We start from the raw sequence: 18,144 nt of genomic DNA, 5'->3' as shown, positions 1-18,144 counted from the left end.
GATGGTATTTACATTTTGTATTGAGGGTGGCAATTTTTCTAAAGCAGGATCAGCTTCCAGTGAAGTGAAAAAAATATTGAAGCAGTTGAATGTTGATTCGAAGATAATTAAACGAACTGTGGTTTCATTGTATGAGGCTGAAGTAAACGTGGTCGCACACGCTTTCGACGGAGACATGATTGTGGAAATATTTCCGGATAAAATTGCAGTGAGAATTGAAGATAAAGGACCAGGGATACCTGATATTGATAAGGCAATGGAAAAAGGCTTTTCAACAGCAACTCCTAAAGTCAGGGAAATGGGTTTTGGTGCCGGTATGGGATTGCCGAATATAAAAAAGAATTCAGATGAAATGAATATTAGTAGTAAAGTTAATGTTGGAACAAAATTAGAAATCGTTAACTATCTGAAATAAAAAGAAGATGGAGAAGGCTCATTTTTATCATGCTCTTAAAGTGGTTGAGAAGGCTTGCATTGGTTGTACGCATTGTATGAATGTGTGTCCAACTTCGGCAATCCGTGTGAAAAATGGAATTGCTGATATTAATAAAAATGCCTGTGTTGATTGTGGCGAGTGTTTAAATTCGTGTCCGGTTAATGCAATTATCGTTGAGCAGGATGACTTTTCTCAAATTTTCCATTATAAACAACGGGTTGCTCTTCTTCCAACCGTTCTTTTAGGGCAATTCCCTGATGACATTTCCGAAAAGCAAATCTACTCTGTTATCCTTGAGTTAGGTTTTACTCATGTATATGAGGTGGACGAAACTGCCGATATTCTTACGGAAGTTACTAAAACTTACATGCAGAAGCATCATCAGGAACGTCCGTTTATTTCCAGCTTTTGTCCTGCAATCGTTCGCTTAATTCAGGTTAAGTTTCCTGCCTTGGTTGAGCATATTATTCACTTAAAGCCGGTTATTGATATTTCAGCAATATTTTATCGTGAAAAACTAAAAAATGAAGGGTTTAGTGATGATGAAGTGGGGATTTTCTACGTGACTCCATGTGCGGCAAAAATTGCGGCAGTGAAAAGTCCTGTTGGTGAAGATAAATCTTTTATAGATGGTGTTATCAATATGGATTTCATATACAATAAAGTATTGCTCAGTATTAAGCAAAACAAATCGAAAGAGCTAAAATATGAGTTGAACAAACACATATCCAGAAGAAGCATTGGCTGGACATTAACCAATGGAGAAGCATCACAATATTCCGGCAGATGCTTGGCTATAGATGAAATTCATAATGTGATTGAGGTGTTGGAGAAGCTGGAAAATGAGGAGATAACTGATGTTGATTTCGTGGAACTACGGGCTTGCGACCATTCTTGTGCAGGTGGTGTTTTAACTACAGAAAATAGATTTTTAGCCATAGAGAGATTACGGAAAAGAGCAGATTGGTATCATCGCAATAAACCGATAATACTTGAGCCGAAGGAAATTGAAGAGTATAGACCATATCTGTTGGAGAACATTTCCATTAAGAGCATTGAACCCCGTTCAATTTTAAGTTTGGATACTGATATGATGGAGGCGATGAAAAAAATGGAGAAGATCAATCGCATTCTAAAAGTTTTACCAAGTATCGATTGTGGTGCTTGTGGTGCTCCGCGTTGTCAGGCTTTAGCAGAGGATGTGGTACAAGGAAAAGCCAAGATGACACAATGTGTTTTTTTACAGAAGATGCTGACAAAAGAAGGTTTGATTACTCCTCAGGAGTCTTTTGATATCTCAGAAAATACCTGGGGGGTAAAAAGATTCGAAAAGAAAAACATAAACGATCATTAAATGATGAAAGTACAAGACATAGTTGATAAGCTGGGATTAAAAGTGTGCAGTGGATCTGCGGGTTTGAATCGCGAAATTGAAGGAGGATATACTTCTGATCTTTTAAGTGATGTGATGGGAAACGCAGATGAAAATCAGGTTTGGGTTACTTTGCAAACTCATAAAAATATCATGGCAATTGCCTCTTTAAAGGAGTTGGCGGCAATAATTCTTGTGAAAGGATACGAACCGGAAACTGATGCTGCTGAACAAAGTAATTTAGAGGGAATCCCTATTCTTTCATCAGAGGAGGAGGCTTTTGAATTAACTGGGAAATTGTTTGAGATGTTGAAGAAGTAAATGAATTGAAATGAAAGTTTTTCGAGCTGATTTGCATACTCATACTGTCCTGTCTCCATGTGGAGATTTGGAAATGAGTCCTGTGAATATCGTTCGGATTGCAAAAGAACGTGGTGTTGACATTTTGGGAATAACAGACCACAATTCAACCTTGCATGCTGCATTAATCAGGCAGTTGGCAGAAAAAGAAGGAATTATGGTGATGATGGGAGCAGAGGTTACCACCAAAGAAGAAGTTCATTGTTTGTGCTTTTTTGAAACTGAGCACTTGCTTTCTGATTTTCAAATTTACCTTGATCAACATTTGCCTAAGATTCCAAATGATACAAAATACTTTGGATATCAGGTTGTGGTGAATGAAGAGGAGGAGATTGTACAGGAAATAGAAAATTTGTTGATATCAGGCTTGAATCAGGGAATCAATGAGGTGGAACAAAAAGTTCATGAACTTCAAGGTTTGTTTATTCCAGCTCATATCAATAAAGCACAAAATAGTATTATTAGTCAACTGGGTTTTTTGCCGCCGGATTTAAAAGTGGATGCTTTGGAAATTTCAATGCATATCACGAAAGATGAGTTTTTAAGTAAGAATGAATATCTGAAAGGCTATACTTTTATCCAAAGTTCCGATGCGCATTATGTCGATAATATTGGTAATGTTTGCACGAATTTCTTTATGGAAGAGTTGAGTTTTGCAGAAATAAGGAAGGCTTTGAGCTTGAAAGATGGTCGGAAAATTGAATTAGAGAAGGAATGAAAGACTTGTCATTGCATATACTGGATATCATCCAAAATTCGGTGAGAGCTGAAGCGTCCAATGTTGAGTTGGAGATCAGGGAGGATTTGGAAAAAGACATCTATTCAATTTTAATTAAAGATGATGGATGTGGAATGTCGGATGAAGTTCTGAGCAAAGTATTGGATCCCTTTTTCACTACCCGAACCACACGTAAAGTTGGATTGGGTTTATCGCTGTTAAAGCAAAGTGCGGAGCAAACAGGAGGTAAGTTGGAAATTCATTCTAAAGAGGGAGTTGGAACAGAACTTCAGGTTTTGTTTTCTCATAAAAATATTGACAGACCCGTGATCGGGGATATTGCCGGAGTTATAGTGTTGTTGGTGAGTGCAAATCCAAATATGGATTTTGTATATAAGCATCATACAATGAAGGGCGAATATATTTTTGACACAAAAGAAGTAAAAGAAATACTGGAAGATGTTTCGGTAACAGATCCAAATATTATGCAGTATTTGAAGGAATTAATAAACGAGAACCTAAACACAATAATATAAATTTTAACCTTTAATAATTTGAGATTATGGCAAAAGTTAAATCCCTTGCAGATCTGAAGAGAATGAAAGAAGAGCTTCAGTCGAAGATGGATCTTAGGGAGAAAAGCAACGATCCGGAAGGCCTTGTGCAGATTAAAGTTGCAATGGCTACATGCGGAATTGCCTCAGGAGCTAAAGAGGTAATGGAATTCCTTATTGAAGAAACAGCAAAAAGAGGAATTCGGACTGTAGTTACCCAAACCGGATGTATGGGATATTGCTATGCAGAACCTACAATTGAGGTTCAGATTCCTGGGAAAGAGCCCATCGTTTTTGGCGATGTAGATATTAAAAAAGCTGACCAAATTGTTGAAAAATACATTAAAAATGGTGAATTGGTCGACGGAATAATACCTGTAAACTACAAAACTCTAGACTAAATCTAAACGAAACAACAATTATGGAAAAGTACAAAATGCATATTCTTATTTGTGGAGGTACCGGCTGCCGGGCTTCTGCCAGTGAGGCTATTCAAAATAATTTGCAAGATGCAATTAAAGCCAAAGGACTTGAAGATGAAGTACAGGTTGTAATGACCGGTTGCTTCGGATTTTGTGAAAAAGGCCCTATTGTGAAAATTCTTCCGGATAATACTTTCTATGTGGAAGTAAAACCTGAAGATGCAGAAGAGCTGATTGAAGAGCATATTATTAAAGGTCGTAAGGTGATGAGATTGCTTTATGTTGATCCTGAGAATAAAGAAACGATTAGTGATTCGAAACACATGGGATTTTATAAAAAGCAAATTCGAATTGCGCTTCGAAATTGCGGTTTTATAAATCCTGAAAATGTTGATGAATACATTGCAAGAGATGGTTATGCAGCCTTAGGTAAGTGTTTGGCTGAAATGACTCCGCAGACGGTAATCGATGAGATTAAGGAATCAGGATTACGCGGACGAGGAGGAGGAGGATTCCCAACTGGTTTAAAATGGGAATTTGCAGCAAAAAATGAAGCTGATCAAAAATATGTAGTTTGTAATGCTGACGAGGGAGACCCCGGAGCGTTTATGGATCGTTCTATTCTGGAAGGTGATCCGCACTCGGTTCTGGAGGCTATGGCTATTTGCGGATACACCATGGGAGCTGATAAAGGTGTGATTTATATTCGTGCTGAGTATCCTTTGGCGATTACCCGATTAAAAGTTGCGATTAAGCAAGCTCGTGAATACGGTTTGTTAGGCAACGATATTTTAGGTTCCGGATTTAATTTCGATGTTGAAATGCGTTACGGAGCCGGAGCATTTGTTTGTGGTGAAGAAACTGCTCTGATTCACTCGATGGAAGGTCTTCGTGGTGAACCTACCGTTAAACCTCCGTTTCCTGCTGAATCTGGGTACAACGGAAAACCAACGAACGTAAATAATGTTGAAACCTTTGCAAATATTCCTGTTATCATTAACAAAGGAGCAAGTTGGTTCAATAAAATTGGAAGTGAAAAATCAAAAGGTACCAAAGTATTCGCATTGGCCGGAAAAATCAACAATGTTGGTTTAATTGAAGTGCCAATGGGAACTACTCTTCGCGAAGTAATTTACGAAATCGGCGGAGGTATTAAAGATGGTAAAAAATTCAAGGCTGTTCAGACAGGTGGTCCTTCAGGAGGATGTTTAACAGAAAAACATTTAGATACTCCTATCGATTTTGATAATTTGATTGCTGCAGGTTCTATGATGGGATCGGGTGGTATGATTGTTATGGATGAGGATGATTGTATGGTGTCGATGGCTAAATTTTATTTGGAATTTACTGTTGAAGAATCTTGTGGTAAATGTACACCATGTCGTGTAGGCAACAAGCGTCTTCACGAATTGTTGGATAAAATCACCCTGGGGAATGGAACTAGAGAAGATCTGGATCTATTAAGAAATTTGAGTACTGTAATTAAAGATACTTCTCTTTGCGGATTGGGACAAACATCCCCAAATCCGGTTCTTTCAACACTTGAGAATTTTTATGACGAGTATATTTCTCACGTAGAAGATCACAAGTGTGCAGCAGGGCAATGTAAGGCTTTAATGCAATATGTAATTGATCCTGAATTGTGTGTAGGTTGTACTCTATGCTCACGTAATTGCCCTGTTGATTGTATCGCAGGTGAACGTAAAGAAGCTCATGTCATTGATGCATCGAAATGTATTAAGTGTGGTGCGTGTATGGAGAAGTGTAAGTTTAATGCAATAAGCATACAGTAAGGAGGATCTTGAATATGGAAAAAATGATCAAATTAACCATTGATAAAAAACAAGTAGAAGTACCTCAGGGAACTACTATTTTGGAAGCCGCCAAAGGAATAGGTGTTGATATCCCAACTCTTTGCTATATGCACCTTGGTGATATGGGAATTGAACACAAGCCAGGCGGATGTCGAATTTGTGTTGTTGAAGTAGAGGGGCGTCGTAATTTGGCACCATCTTGTAATTCGAAGTGTGAGCAGGGTATGGTAATTCATACTCATAACATGAGAGTGCTAAATGCACGTAAAACTGTAATGGAGCTGATGCTTTCGGATCATCCATTCGATTGTTTGGTGTGTGCAAAATCAGGAAACTGTGATTTGCAGTCAACAGCTCAACAATTAGGTGTTCGTGAATTGCATTATAAAGGTGAGCAATCAACCTATAAAGTTGATTATTCTCCATCAATTATTCGCGATATGGACAAATGCATTATGTGTCGCAGATGTGAAACCATGTGTAACGATGTACAGACTGTTGGAGCTCTTTCTGCTGTAAACAGAGGTTTCCAATCTGTTGTTGCTCCGGCATTCGAAATGGATTTAGAGAAATCAACCTGTACTTACTGCGGACAGTGTGTTGCAGTTTGTCCTACAGGAGCTCTTACCGAAAAAGACCACACCAATCAGCTGATTAGAGATCTTGCAGATCCTAAGAAAACTGTTGTTGTTCAAACGGCTCCCGCTGTGCGTGCAGCTCTTGGTGAAGAATTTGGAATGGAACCGGGAACTTTGGTTACCGGAAAAATGGTTTCAGCTTTACGTCAGTTAGGTTTTAACAGTGTTTTTGATACCGATTTTGCTGCCGATCTTACCATTATGGAAGAAGGAACAGAATTATTGGATCGCTTAAAAAGACATTTAGATGGAGATAAAGATGTTAAACTACCAATTTTAACCTCTTGTTGTCCGGGATGGGTGAACTTCTTTGAGCATCATTTTCCTGAAATGAAAGATATTCCATCAACCGCACGTTCTCCTCAGCAAATGTTTGGCCCTATAGCTAAAAATTATTTAGCGAAAGAAATGGGAATTAAACGTGAAGACATGATTGTTGTTTCTATTATGCCATGCTTGGCTAAGAAATATGAATGTCAGCGTGATGAGTTTAAAGTTGACGGCGATCCTGATGTTAATTATTCGATATCAACCCGTGAGTTGGCTAACTTGATTAAGCAGGCTAATATGGATTTAAAAACTCTTCCTGATGAAGAATTTGATAATCCACTGGGTGAATCTACTGGTGCTGGTGTAATTTTTGGTGCTACGGGTGGTGTAATTGAGGCTGCTGCCCGTACTGCTTATGAAGTTTATACCGGAAAAACATTAGAGAATGTGAATTTTGAGGCATTGCGTGGTATGGAAGGCATTCGAAGTGCTACAGTCGATTTTGACGGACTGGATGTTAATATTGGTATTGCTCATGGTTTGGGGAATGCCCGTAAACTTCTTGAAGATATCCGCGATGGTAAATCGCAATATCATGCAATTGAGATCATGGCTTGTCCTGGAGGTTGTATTGGTGGTGGTGGTCAGCCATTGCACCATGGTGATTCTTCAATCTTGAAAAAACGTGCAGCAGCTCTTTATCGTGAGGATGAAGGAAAAGCTATCCGTAAGTCTCACGAGAATCCATACATTATTAAATTGTATGAAGAGTTCCTGGGTAAGCCATGCGGTGAATTATCTCATAAATTATTGCATACTCATTACTTCGATAAGAGTAAAGATATTGAGATTGAATAGTTTTAAATAGAAATGAGATTATAGTCCCGATAACTATCGGGATGAGTAATGAGAGAAAAGAAAAAACCTGAATCTCAAATCTTAAGTCTCACATCTAAAATCTTTAAAATATTATGGCAAAAATTAAATTAGCAAAATCCAAAGTGGATAAACTTGTGGAGATTTGCAAATCATTTGATAATGAAGGAAGCGAGTTGATTAATGTGCTTCATAAAGCTCAGGAGACCTTTGGGTATCTTCCAGCTGAAGTTCAGGAAATCATTGCCCGCGAATTGAACGTTTCTGTTGCTCATGTGTATGGTGTAGTTACATTCTATTCATTTTTCTCGATGGTACCCAAAGGTGAATTCCCAATTTCTATTTGTATGGGAACAGCTTGTTATGTTAGAGGTGCTGAGAAGGTGTTGGAAGAATTCAAACGTCAGTTGAGTGTTCCTGTTGGCGAAACTACCGAAGATGGTAAGTTCTCAATAAGCTGTTTGCGTTGCGTAGGAGCTTGTGGATTAGCACCGGTTGTTACTATCGGAGAACGCGTTTACGGACGTGTTTCTGCTGGTGACGTAGCTGATATTATTAAAGAATATCAAAAATAGAACCGGATTATAATTTTAAGCCTTCGGCCAATGGTCGGAGGTTTTTTATTATTGCAGATTTTTATTGTCAATTTAAATTATATCTGATCTTGAAGCAAAAAAAAACACTGCATTTTTTGCAGTGTTTTTAAATTAAATATTTTAAGATGATTTAGAAATTATCATCATCAGTTTCTTTCATAGTTGGATTGAATTCCCACATGTTGCTAAGGTAACCGTTACCGTAGCCAGTTACAATAAATCCTCTGTTGTTTAAAGAGAAACCAACAGCACCTTCTCTTACGCCAACTTCATATTCTAAAGATGTTTTTTCGTTCCAATCATCAGTTGCAGGGTTGTATTCCCATACCTCATTTGTATAAGATCCAGTTTTACCTGTAGCCACATAACCTTTGTTGTTAATCACAAAAGAAACAGCCTCAGAACGTTGTACATCTTCCCATTTGTTATCTTTATTCAAACTTTTTTTGGCTGTAAACCCTACTGCCGGATCAAATTCCCATACGTCATTGGCACTGCCTTCCCCTGAGATAATATAGGCTTTTCCATTAATAACAAAGCTGGTTGTATTTTTACATTTTTCGCCGTTGAAGTTAATTTTAGACCAAACTCCGTTCTCAAATTTGTAAAAATCTTTAAGAAGGCTTCTGTCTTCTCCTTCAAGGAAACCGTACCCTGTTCCAACATATCCAACGTTATTGATTGAGAATGCTACAGCATCTTGTCTTTTACTGCCAGGAAATTCGTTTGTTACTAAAGCCCAGGTTCCAATTTCGTTACCTTCAGCATCAACAGCTGGAGTATATTCATAAAAATCAGATAACCGCTGGTCTTCGTCATCTCTACCTGTACCTACGTAACCTTTACCGTTAGCTTCAAATGCAACAGCTTTCATTCTTGCTGTACCTGGGAAATCTGCAATTTTCTCCCAATCTCTTTCAATTGTATATTTGTAGAATGAAGTTAATGCATCTTTACCATTAAAACCTGTTCCAACATAAACAGCATTATCGATAACAAAGCTAACAGCTCCACTACGCTCAATACCTGGAAAAGTTGAGCTTTTAATCCAGTTTCCATCTAGGTTGTCACTGCTGCCACAGCTGGTTATAAATAGAGATAATGCGAAAAATGCAAATAGTAATCTTAGTTTCATTTGTTATGAGTTTATCAATAAATATTGTAATTATTTAACTTTAAAAAAGAAGAGAAAAAAGCATTCTCATCCGTATTGAGGACAAATATAAATAAAATTCAATAGGATTGTTTTTCTGTTCCTGAAAATATTAGGTTGTTTAGAAAAATTAACATTTAGAATAACGATATTTTATATACATTTGCGGGTTGTCTGACAATTTTAGTTACTTGTTGGCATATTTTTTTGTTCATGACTTATCTTTTTCCTATATGATTAGTAAACCGTATTTATTAAAAATGAGAAAACTTATTAGTATACTATTTGTTTCTGCTCTTTGGTTTTTTACCAGTTGCAATTCAGATACTTTTCAGGAACACGAGATTGGTGACAATTTAATTGATAAATCGACCGAAGTGCATTTAATAGACACATTTACTGTGCGAAGTGCAACTGTGAAATTAGATTCGTTACTAACTTCAGGTTATAGTAATGTTTTATTTGGAGGATACCATGATGAATTTTTTGGTGAGGTTAGCTCTGAATTTTATACTACATTAGGGTTGGGGGGTGCTTTTGAAATGGGAGCTGATGCAAATGGGAAGAAAAATGTAAAATTGCAATTTGACTCTTTGGTCTTTATAGGTTTTCCGGATACACGTTATTATGGAGATACCTTACAGGAACAAACAATTAGCTTTCATAAACTAAAGGAAGAAATCGATTTGCCGAATGGTCAGATTGGATTCTACGGGCATCATACTATTGCACATGATGAAGTTGCATTTGGAAGCGCGTCATTTTATCTTAAACCTAGAAAGCAGTCGGTAGAAATTAAGACAATCGGTGATAAAACGATACCTGAGATAGAGAGGGAAAGAGACGGTTTGCGTTTGAGGATAGATGATGCATTTGGTTGGGATATTATAAACCGGGTTAATGCGGATGATGATACGTTACAGAATATTTTCAAGTGGAGAAATTTTTTTAATGGAATGGTTTTGAAGCCAGGTTCAGAGAATTCAGCATTGTTTTCGTTTAAATTAGGGGCGCCGGGTATGAATTTACGTCTATATTTTACTTATGAAGGAGGTGATAGAGGTTATCATGATTTCCCGGTTATACTAGCTGCGCCCAGACAAGGAGAAAATGGTTTAGCATATTATAATTTTTCCAATTTTGTCTCCGATAAAAGTTCTACACCTCAAGATTTGGGACGAATTGTTGAAGAAACGGAAGAATTGAAATCGGAAGAGACTGATGACCTTGCATTTATTCAGGGAGGAATTGGATTTTATGCAAAAGTGAAAATTCCTTACGTTGAAAATTTAAATAACCTTGGTGTTACAGGTGGTGTGTTGAAATCTGAGTTGATTTTTTATCCTTTAGAGGGAAGTTTTGATAACTCCATTTTCAGGTTGCCATCATCTGCGATTAGTGTGTATGTTACAAACAGAGATAACAATAGAGTTATGGCGTTAACAGATTCAAGAGGTGCAGCTTTAAGGGCTGTATATAATAATTACACCGAACATAAAAATGAATCTTATTATTCTATCGATTTAACAAGCTATGTTAATGATATTCTTACTAATGGTCAGGACTATGAAGATGCTTTATTAATAGGTTTTCCTTATGAAAGTATTGGAAATACAATCGATCGGATGATTATTGAAAATGATCCTAATTCTGACTTTAGAATTCGCCTTAAAACAACTTACGTTGTACAAAATTAATTACCAAACGTTGAATAATATTAATTGCAATTATATGTGGAACGTAAGAATGAATACTAACTTTTTTAATTCTACCGGAAAAATTACAGCACTGCTTATTTTAGGTCTGTTACTAATAACTTCGAATGTTTTTTCTCAAAATAATACAAGCTCTCCTTATTCTTATTTTGGATTGGGTGAGCGAATGCAAAATATGAATGGAAATAGTGCTGCAATGGGCGGTGTTAGCTATGGTTATAAGAGAGGTGATGTTCTTAACTTAAGTAATCCGGCATCCTTGAGTAGTATTGACAGCTTAAAATTCCATTTTAATATTGGTACAACTTTTAAGTTTAGCAAATTAAATCAAGGGGATAAGAGTGATCACTTTAATGATTTTAATTTGTCGAGAATAGCATTTGGTTTTAAAGTTTCTCATAGATATGGAACAGCTTTATCTATTTCGCCTTATTCCAGTTTAGGTTATGATATCACCAAACGTGATAAAATACTTGGAGATTCAAGAAGTGTGATTAGATCCCTGTTAGGAACCGGAGGGCTAAATCAGTTTGTGTGGTCGAACGGAGTTCAGTTAAGTAAAGATTTATCATTGGGGGTAAATGGTATTTATTTATTTGGAAACAATACCCGAAGCGAAGATGTCGTAATTGAAGGTGGGGCTTCTACGGTTTATAGTGGAAAAACAGAATTAATATCTAAGGGCTTATATTTTAATTTGGCTTTGCAATACGAAAGAACCTTTGGAGATTATAAAATTAATTTTGGAGGTATGTATCAGCCGAACATTAGTGTGGATGCTAAAAAGATTACAAGTGTCTATGTTTCAAATAGTTCTGCAAGTAGATTTGAAGATGAGGATCGTGGAACTTTTGATGTTCCGGAAAGTTTTGGTGTGGGTTTTGGATTAAATAAGGGAAAACACCTTTGGTTTGGCGGCGATTATACTCATGAAAAATGGAGTGGAACAAGAATTTTTGATGAAGCTACGGATCTGGTTAATCGTGACAAGTTTAGTCTTGGAATGGAGTATAATGCCAATGATGGTTATGCAAGGAAATTCATAAAGAAAATGACTTATCGGATGGGCGGATTTTACGATAACGGCTATATAAAAGTTGGAGGTAATAATATTGACTCTTATGGGCTTAGTTTGGGACTTGGAATTCCGATGGCACAACAGAAAGGAATGTTGAATATAGCAGTAGAATTTGGTAGTACAGGAACCTTAAATAATAATATGGTTCGTGAAGATTACACGCGGGTAACAATCGATTTTAATTTGTTTGAAACTTGGTTTGTGAAGCGGAAGTATCAATAAAAAAAATGTATTAAATTATAGATAACCCAAGGTATTAACGACCTTGGGTTTTTTTATGGATTGAGAAAAGGAACAGAATAAATCTTAAACTCTAAATTATTATTGAATCAGAATAATAATGTTTAATTTTGATCTGGAAACTAACAAAATACATGAAAATACAGGGTCGTATATACTATCCGTTTTTCGTGACAATACAGCGCAAAACATGAAAATGATCTACAAACCTCAGGAGTATCGGATTAAAGATGAAAGGATGAAACCTTTTATTGATGAATCTGAAATTTGGGAGATTTTGGAAGAAGCCCAGCCAACCGAAGAAAATGTTCGTCGGATTATTCAAAAATCATTGGATAAGAATCGATTAAGCTTGCAGGAGACTGCCGTTTTGTTAAAGGTTGAAGATGAAAAATTAATCGAAGAGATTAAAGCTGGAGCAAGAACACTTAAGGAAAAGGTATATGGTGACCGTATCGTTATTTTTGCTCCTTTGTATATTGGGAATAAGTGTGTAAACAATTGTACATATTGTGGTTTTAGAGCCTCAAATATCAAACAAAAAAGGACAACCCTTGCGCACGAGCAAATTAAATCGGAAGTTAAAGCCTTAGAGGATTCTGGTCAAAAAAGACTGATTCTGGTTTATGGTGAACACCCAATGTACGATGCTGATTTTATTGCTGATTCAGTAAAAACAGTCTATGATGTGAAATCGGGTAATGGTGAAATACGGAGAGTAAACATCAATGCAGCTCCTCTTGATATTGAAGGGTTTAAAATAGTTAAGGAATCTGGGATTGGAACCTATCAGATTTTTCAGGAAACCTATCACCGGGAGGCATATGCTAAATATCACTTAAGTGGCAAAAAGAGAGATTTTAATTGGCGCTTAACTGGTCTTGACAGAGCGCAGGAGGCATTAATTGATGATGTTGGTATTGGTGCATTGTTTGGCTTGTATGATTGGAAATATGAAGTGTTGGGTTTGCTTCGTCATGTGAATCATTTCGAGGCTTGTTATAATGTTGGACCACACACGATCTCTTTCCCACGAATTAAAGCCGCTTCCGATTCTAATATTGATCCTGAATTTGAAGTTAGCGACAAGGATTTTGTTAGACTTGTTGCGATTCTTAGACTGGCAGTTCCTTATACTGGAATGATTCTTACAGCCAGAGAGTCAAAGGAAATCAGGCAAGAGGTAATTAAGCTTGGTGTTTCTCAGATTGATGCGGGTACTAATATTCAATTAGGAGGATATTCCGAAGATAATGCTAAAGAGCAAAAATTAGAACAGGAACAATTCGAAATTGGAGATCCCCGTAGTTTATCGGAAGTGATTGATGAGCTTCTGGAGAAAAAGTATTTGCCTTCATTCTGTACTGCTTGTTACCGGAAAGGTAGAACGGGGGAGCATTTTATGGAGTTTTCGGTTCCTGGTTTTATAAAACGGTTTTGTTCTCAAAATGCCATTTTAACTTTAGCTGAGTACTTGGAGGATTATGCCACACCAGAAATGAAAAAGAAAGGATATGATTTAATTGATGTGAAAATAGACGAATTGAAAGATTTCCAGAAAACTGAAGATTTGCACAAGCGCTTAGAGCTGGTTAAGCAGGGTGAGCGTGATCTTTATTATTAGCAAACTGAAAAGGATTTTGATTTTTGGAGATGAGATGTTTTTTGTAACTTGTTACTAATCCGTCTGATAACTCTAAATTCGTTCTTATGGAAACATCATCTATTTGGATATTTGGTATTCTTATCCGCGACAAGGAAAAAGAAGATGGTTGTGTACAGAAAATTCTTGTTCAATACGCAGATTCTATTAAAACCCGCTTGGGTTTATTCGATGTGGAACATCGGAAGAGTCATCCTCAAGGGTTGCTGTTGATTCAGGTGATTGGATCAGAAAAAGAAATGGAACGATTCGAAAAAGAAATTTATATGATTGAAGGAGTTGAAATTCAGCATATGATGTTTGAGTCGTAACGATTAAAAAAAGTCCGGTAATGCCGGACTTTTTTTAATTCGCTTTCTCCAGATCAATATAAAAATGAGCACCCTTGCCAGTCTCACTCTCACACCAAACTTTTCCTTTCATAGCTTCTATATATTTTTTCACAATGGATAATCCCAGGCCGGTTGATTTCTCTCCTGCAGTTGGTTTTGTACTTAAAATCTGGAATTTTCCAAATAGTTTTTTCTGATCTTCTATTGGAATTCCCGGTCCTTCATCACTAATAACCGATCTTACCATTTGTCCCTCTTCCCAAATTCGGATATTTATATTTTTATTAGAGGGAGAAAATTTTATCGCATTCGAAATTAAGTTTTCATATACTTGAGTCATATAGTTTCGGTCTACCATGGCATAGGCATCATAAACATCAAGCTTTAGCGTTAACTGTTTTCTTTTAAGATGATCTTTAAAGTTGAAATTTACAGCTTCTATTAATTTTTTAAGATTAGTTTTTTCCAATTGTAAATTGATATTTTTTGATTCAATCATTCCAATATCAAGTATTTTAGTAATCATGTTATTCATGCGTTGAAGGGCTTTTAGCATGAAATTGACATTCTCTAAATTTTCAGGATGATTGCTTTCCTCCATCTGCGATTTTAAATATTCTGTAATAGAAATGGTTGATGTTAAAGGATTTTTTAAATCATGAGCTATGATTCCAATCAAGTGATTCTTTTCATTATTTAGCTCTGTTAGTTCATTGTTTTTTTGTTCAATTTCCTCTTTTTTGATTTTAACCTCCTTGTTGGCTTTCTGCAATCTTCTGCTTTGAATTTCGATGTTTCGATACGATTGAGCATTTTCAATTGCGATGCTCGCATATACAGCAATATTTTGCAGCAAGGAAAGATGATATTCCTGAAATGCATTTTTAGCAAAACTTTGAACAGTAATAACTCCTGTAATTTTGTTTTTTATTTTTAAAGGCAAATAAATAACCGATTGAGGAGTACCGGTTTTTTCGATAGGTATAATTTTAGTAATGTATTTTCGGTATTCCTTTTCAAGATCAGATATGAATAATTCTTTGTCGTTTTTAAAACAATAAACAGCTAACCGAGTGTCATCTTCAAGAGCAAATTCTACCGAATCAAGATCTTTTCCCACTTCTTTAATTCTTGGGAAAATAAGGCAATTATTCGCTGCTTGGTAAATACCTATCCCAAAAATTGAAGCATCCATTAATTCATTTACCGACTCGTAAACCGTGTCAATTATTTTCTCAACAGATAAGCTGGCTGTAACAGCTTTACCTATATCATTCAAATGAATTAGATTCATATAGGATTTTTGAAGGTGTTGAGATTGTATCAGTATTTCATCTTTCTGGTTTTGTAAAACCTTATTTTTTGATTCAATTTCTGAGTTTTGAAGACTTATCTCTTGCGTTTTTTCTTTAACTAGTTTCTCCAGTTCTTTCTTTTTTTGCTGAATGTTTTGAATGCGAATTCTAACAATCAGGTAAATAGATAAGCCAATAAGCAGAAGACCAATGCTTCTGGCCCACCAGGTATTCCACCATGGCGGACTTATTGAGAATTTATATTCGTAGGCTTTGGGAGTCCATACTCCATCACTGTTTGATGCCTTAACTTTTAAAGTGTAATCTCCCGGAGGAATTCGAGAGTAAACAGCTTCATTTTTTGAGCTTATTGGTGACCAATCCTGATCCAGGCCTTCTAATTTCCATTGATATTTTACTTTTTCAGGTGCTTTGTAGCTGAGGGCTTCAAAATTAAAACTAAGATGGTTCATATCGTGAGTTAGTTTTAAATCCTGAGGAAGAGGAAACCATGAATTTACACCGCTAAGATATTTGCTGTATTTTTCATCTCTCCAATTCACCGTCTTGAAAAATAGTTTGATATCGGTAAGTTGAATGGTTGGTGGAATTTTGTTGATCTGATCTTTACTCGGATTGAACATCATTGCTCCGTTAATGGTTCCGAACCAAAGGTTTTTATTTGCATCGATATAATTACAACTTCCGTTGTTTTCAATACCAATAAAACCATCATATTTATTATAGTTTCTTATCGAAGATATTTCTCCAGATTTAGAGTATTCTACTTTATCAACACCATTCTGAACGCCGGCCCAAACAGTACCTTCTTTATCAGTAAGAATTGAGTAAACTATGTTAGAGCTTAGGCCTTTTTCAGAAGTTAGATAGGTCCAGTTGATACCGTCCCAAATATTGATGCCGCCACTAAATGTGGCAGCCCAAATTCGACCCAAAGAATCTTCTGTTACCTGCATCACCCATTTGTAATTCAGGCCATTGGTTTCATCAAAATTGATTACTTTTTCTCCATCATACATCGATAAGCCTTGGAAATGGCAAAACCAGGCCCGCTTTTTGGAATCTACATAAACACTGGTGATAAAATCAACCTTTAATCCATGACTCTGATTTGAAATCTGAGTTCTCTTTTTGTTTTTATCGATGTGAATAACGCCCATTCCTTGTGTTGTAAGCCATAATTCATCATCAACACTTAAAATGTCAATTACTCCGGTACCAATAGGAAGACCATAGCGTTCTGAAACCTCTTTAAATGAAGAACCGTTAAACTCAAATATGCCATTGAAGCCTGCCATTAATAATTTTCCGTTGGGAAGTTCATGAAAATCCCTAATGTTTAGCAGACCGGGATTGTCTTGCGGAGTAAAAGTCTTTTTGTGGTTTTTTCTGAATTGAACGACTCCTTTGCCGGCAATACTAAACCAGTAATTTTTTTTAGAATCTTGAAAAATTGCTCTGACAATATTTCCTCCAATATCATTAACAAAGCTGAGTGAAAGAAACTTGTTATCGCCATATTTTACCAGACCATTTCCATTGGTTGTAAGCCAGATATTTCCTGAATTATCTTCAACGATAGTATTGATAAATGGATTAATTAAGCCCCGACTGCCATCTATTATTTTTACATTTTCTCCATCAACCAAAACAACACCGGTTCCGCCAACACTAACCCATAATATTTGATTCGAATCAAGCATCATATTTCCAATGTTTAAGGGGGGTATTTCATCAGGTAATTTAATTTGGATCGGTTTTTTATTTTCAATTCTGTAAATTTTATTGCCATATCCAGGAATGAAATTTCGAAACCAAATCTGATTACTCGCATCCTGAAGTACAGGAATAATAATTTGATCAGCAAATTCAGGCAGATTGTTATAGTCAGATCTGGAAAGTTTTTCGTCTATGTAAGTGTAAAGCCCATTTCTGGTCGTGATGAATAAAGTTTTTTCATTATCCATGAAAATGGATAAAACCCGATTGTTTTTATTTAATTCCGGGTGCTTATCTCCAAAATCATAGAAATGCCCATTGTTGTAATGCATTAAAAATCTGTTGTTTTGATCGGCTCCAAGAGCCCATATTCTGCCTTTGTTGTCTTCAAGTATTTGAAAGTAAATTGCGTTTGGGAGACTGTCTTTTTTATCGTAATTATGGAACGAGACACCATTAAAACTGGAAATGCCAATACTGGTTCCTATCCATAAATTGTCTTTTGTGTCTTGCAGTAATGATCTGATATTGTTGTCGGCAAGACCATGAGTTTTGTTGTAGGAGAAAAATTCTTTGCCATTAAACCGGGATATTCCTCCTCCGTTTGTTCCCATCCATAGGTTTCCCTTTTTATCCTGAATTAAACTGAATACCTCAGATTGAGGCAGACCTTCTTCAAGAGAATAATTCTTAAAACTATATTGTTGAGCCTGACTAGGATTATTAGGGATCAAAGTCAGAAAAAAGGAAATTAAAATTGTAATAGAGTACCTCATGTATCCTTATTTTCGATATGGTGAAACTTAGTTAAGATACAATTTTTTTTTGAGGTAGTAAAGGCTTAAAATCAGGAACTGAGTATGTGAGTTGTT

At 36.2% G+C, this 18,144-nt stretch carries 15 protein-coding genes; 13 read left to right on the top strand and 2 right to left on the bottom strand.

Translation table 11 applies throughout. The annotated features are described in order from the left end of the window. The first annotated feature begins 1 nt into the window (after position 1). The 9 genes from GQR60_RS01455 (at position 2) to GQR60_RS01415 (ending at position 8,035) form a co-directional block, all read left to right on the top strand. Entirely contained in the window at positions 2–415 is a 414-nt protein-coding gene (locus tag GQR60_RS01455) for an ATP-binding protein (protein ID WP_124991228.1), read from the top strand. A gap of 7 nt (positions 416–422) precedes the next feature. Continuing rightward, a complete protein-coding gene (locus GQR60_RS01450) occupies positions 423–1,790 on the top strand; it encodes a [Fe-Fe] hydrogenase large subunit C-terminal domain-containing protein (RefSeq protein WP_124991227.1) in 1,368 nt (455 codons plus the stop codon). Beyond that, positions 1,791–2,129, top strand: coding sequence for a serine kinase (locus GQR60_RS01445; protein ID WP_225441298.1), 339 nt, complete (start codon positions 1,791–1,793; stop codon positions 2,127–2,129). 10 nt (positions 2,130–2,139) lie between these two features. After that, on the top strand, positions 2,140–2,886 hold the full coding sequence (locus GQR60_RS01440) for a PHP domain-containing protein (RefSeq protein ID WP_124991226.1): 747 nt from the start codon (positions 2,140–2,142) through the stop codon (positions 2,884–2,886). Further along, the gene (locus GQR60_RS01435) at positions 2,883–3,422 is read left to right on the top strand and encodes an ATP-binding protein (protein WP_124991225.1); all 540 of its coding nucleotides are present in this window, start codon (positions 2,883–2,885) and stop codon (positions 3,420–3,422) included. The genes GQR60_RS01440 and GQR60_RS01435 overlap by 4 nt, the downstream gene beginning before the upstream one ends. Before the next feature lie 26 nt (positions 3,423–3,448). Further along, positions 3,449–3,841: a (2Fe-2S) ferredoxin domain-containing protein gene (locus GQR60_RS01430; protein ID WP_101308746.1), complete on the top strand. Its 393-nt coding sequence runs from the start codon at positions 3,449–3,451 to the stop codon at positions 3,839–3,841. 20 nt (positions 3,842–3,861) lie between these two features. Then, the gene (locus tag GQR60_RS01425) at positions 3,862–5,655 is read left to right on the top strand and encodes an NADH-quinone oxidoreductase subunit NuoF (RefSeq protein WP_124991224.1); all 1,794 of its coding nucleotides are present in this window, start codon (positions 3,862–3,864) and stop codon (positions 5,653–5,655) included. A 23-nt stretch (positions 5,656–5,678) separates the two neighbouring features. Then, on the top strand, positions 5,679–7,442 hold the full coding sequence (locus GQR60_RS01420) for an NADH-dependent [FeFe] hydrogenase, group A6 (RefSeq protein ID WP_124991223.1): 1,764 nt from the start codon (positions 5,679–5,681) through the stop codon (positions 7,440–7,442). A gap of 113 nt (positions 7,443–7,555) precedes the next feature. Beyond that, positions 7,556–8,035 carry an NADH-quinone oxidoreductase subunit NuoE family protein gene (locus tag GQR60_RS01415; RefSeq protein ID WP_101308744.1) on the top strand — a complete coding sequence of 160 codons (480 nt, stop codon included), beginning with the start codon at positions 7,556–7,558 and terminating at the stop codon, positions 8,033–8,035. Positions 8,036–8,186: 151 nt separating this feature from the next. Here GQR60_RS01415 and GQR60_RS01410 read toward each other — a convergent pair whose 3' ends face one another. Beyond that, entirely contained in the window at positions 8,187–9,191 is a 1,005-nt protein-coding gene (locus tag GQR60_RS01410) for a Kelch repeat-containing protein (protein WP_124991222.1), read from the bottom strand. 278 nt (positions 9,192–9,469) lie between these two features. Between GQR60_RS01410 and GQR60_RS01405 the strand changes: the two genes are divergently transcribed. The 4 genes from GQR60_RS01405 (at position 9,470) to GQR60_RS01390 (ending at position 14,216) form a co-directional block, all read left to right on the top strand. Continuing rightward, on the top strand, positions 9,470–10,906 hold the full coding sequence (locus GQR60_RS01405; RefSeq protein ID WP_160463383.1) for a DUF4270 family protein: 1,437 nt from the start codon (positions 9,470–9,472) through the stop codon (positions 10,904–10,906). A gap of 34 nt (positions 10,907–10,940) precedes the next feature. Continuing rightward, the gene (locus GQR60_RS01400; protein WP_124991220.1) at positions 10,941–12,224 is read left to right on the top strand and encodes a hypothetical protein; all 1,284 of its coding nucleotides are present in this window, start codon (positions 10,941–10,943) and stop codon (positions 12,222–12,224) included. A gap of 208 nt (positions 12,225–12,432) precedes the next feature. Then, the gene (gene hydG, locus GQR60_RS01395; RefSeq protein ID WP_124991340.1) at positions 12,433–13,866 is read left to right on the top strand and encodes a [FeFe] hydrogenase H-cluster radical SAM maturase HydG; all 1,434 of its coding nucleotides are present in this window, start codon (positions 12,433–12,435) and stop codon (positions 13,864–13,866) included. Positions 13,867–13,952: 86 nt separating this feature from the next. Then, entirely contained in the window at positions 13,953–14,216 is a 264-nt protein-coding gene (locus GQR60_RS01390) for a hypothetical protein (RefSeq protein ID WP_124991219.1), read from the top strand. A 34-nt stretch (positions 14,217–14,250) separates the two neighbouring features. Here the strand turns inward: GQR60_RS01390 and GQR60_RS01385 are convergent, their stop codons facing one another. After that, the gene (locus GQR60_RS01385; protein WP_124991218.1) at positions 14,251–18,048 is read right to left on the bottom strand and encodes a sensor histidine kinase; all 3,798 of its coding nucleotides are present in this window, start codon (positions 18,046–18,048) and stop codon (positions 14,251–14,253) included. Positions 18,049–18,144 lie beyond the last annotated feature (96 nt).

It is taken from the genome of Labilibaculum euxinicum, from assembly GCF_009795715.1.
Taxonomy (GTDB): Bacteria; Bacteroidota; Bacteroidia; order Bacteroidales; family Marinifilaceae; genus Labilibaculum; species Labilibaculum euxinus.
Note: the sequence above shows the minus strand (reverse complement) of the source record. Positions and strands in the feature narration are given on the sequence as shown.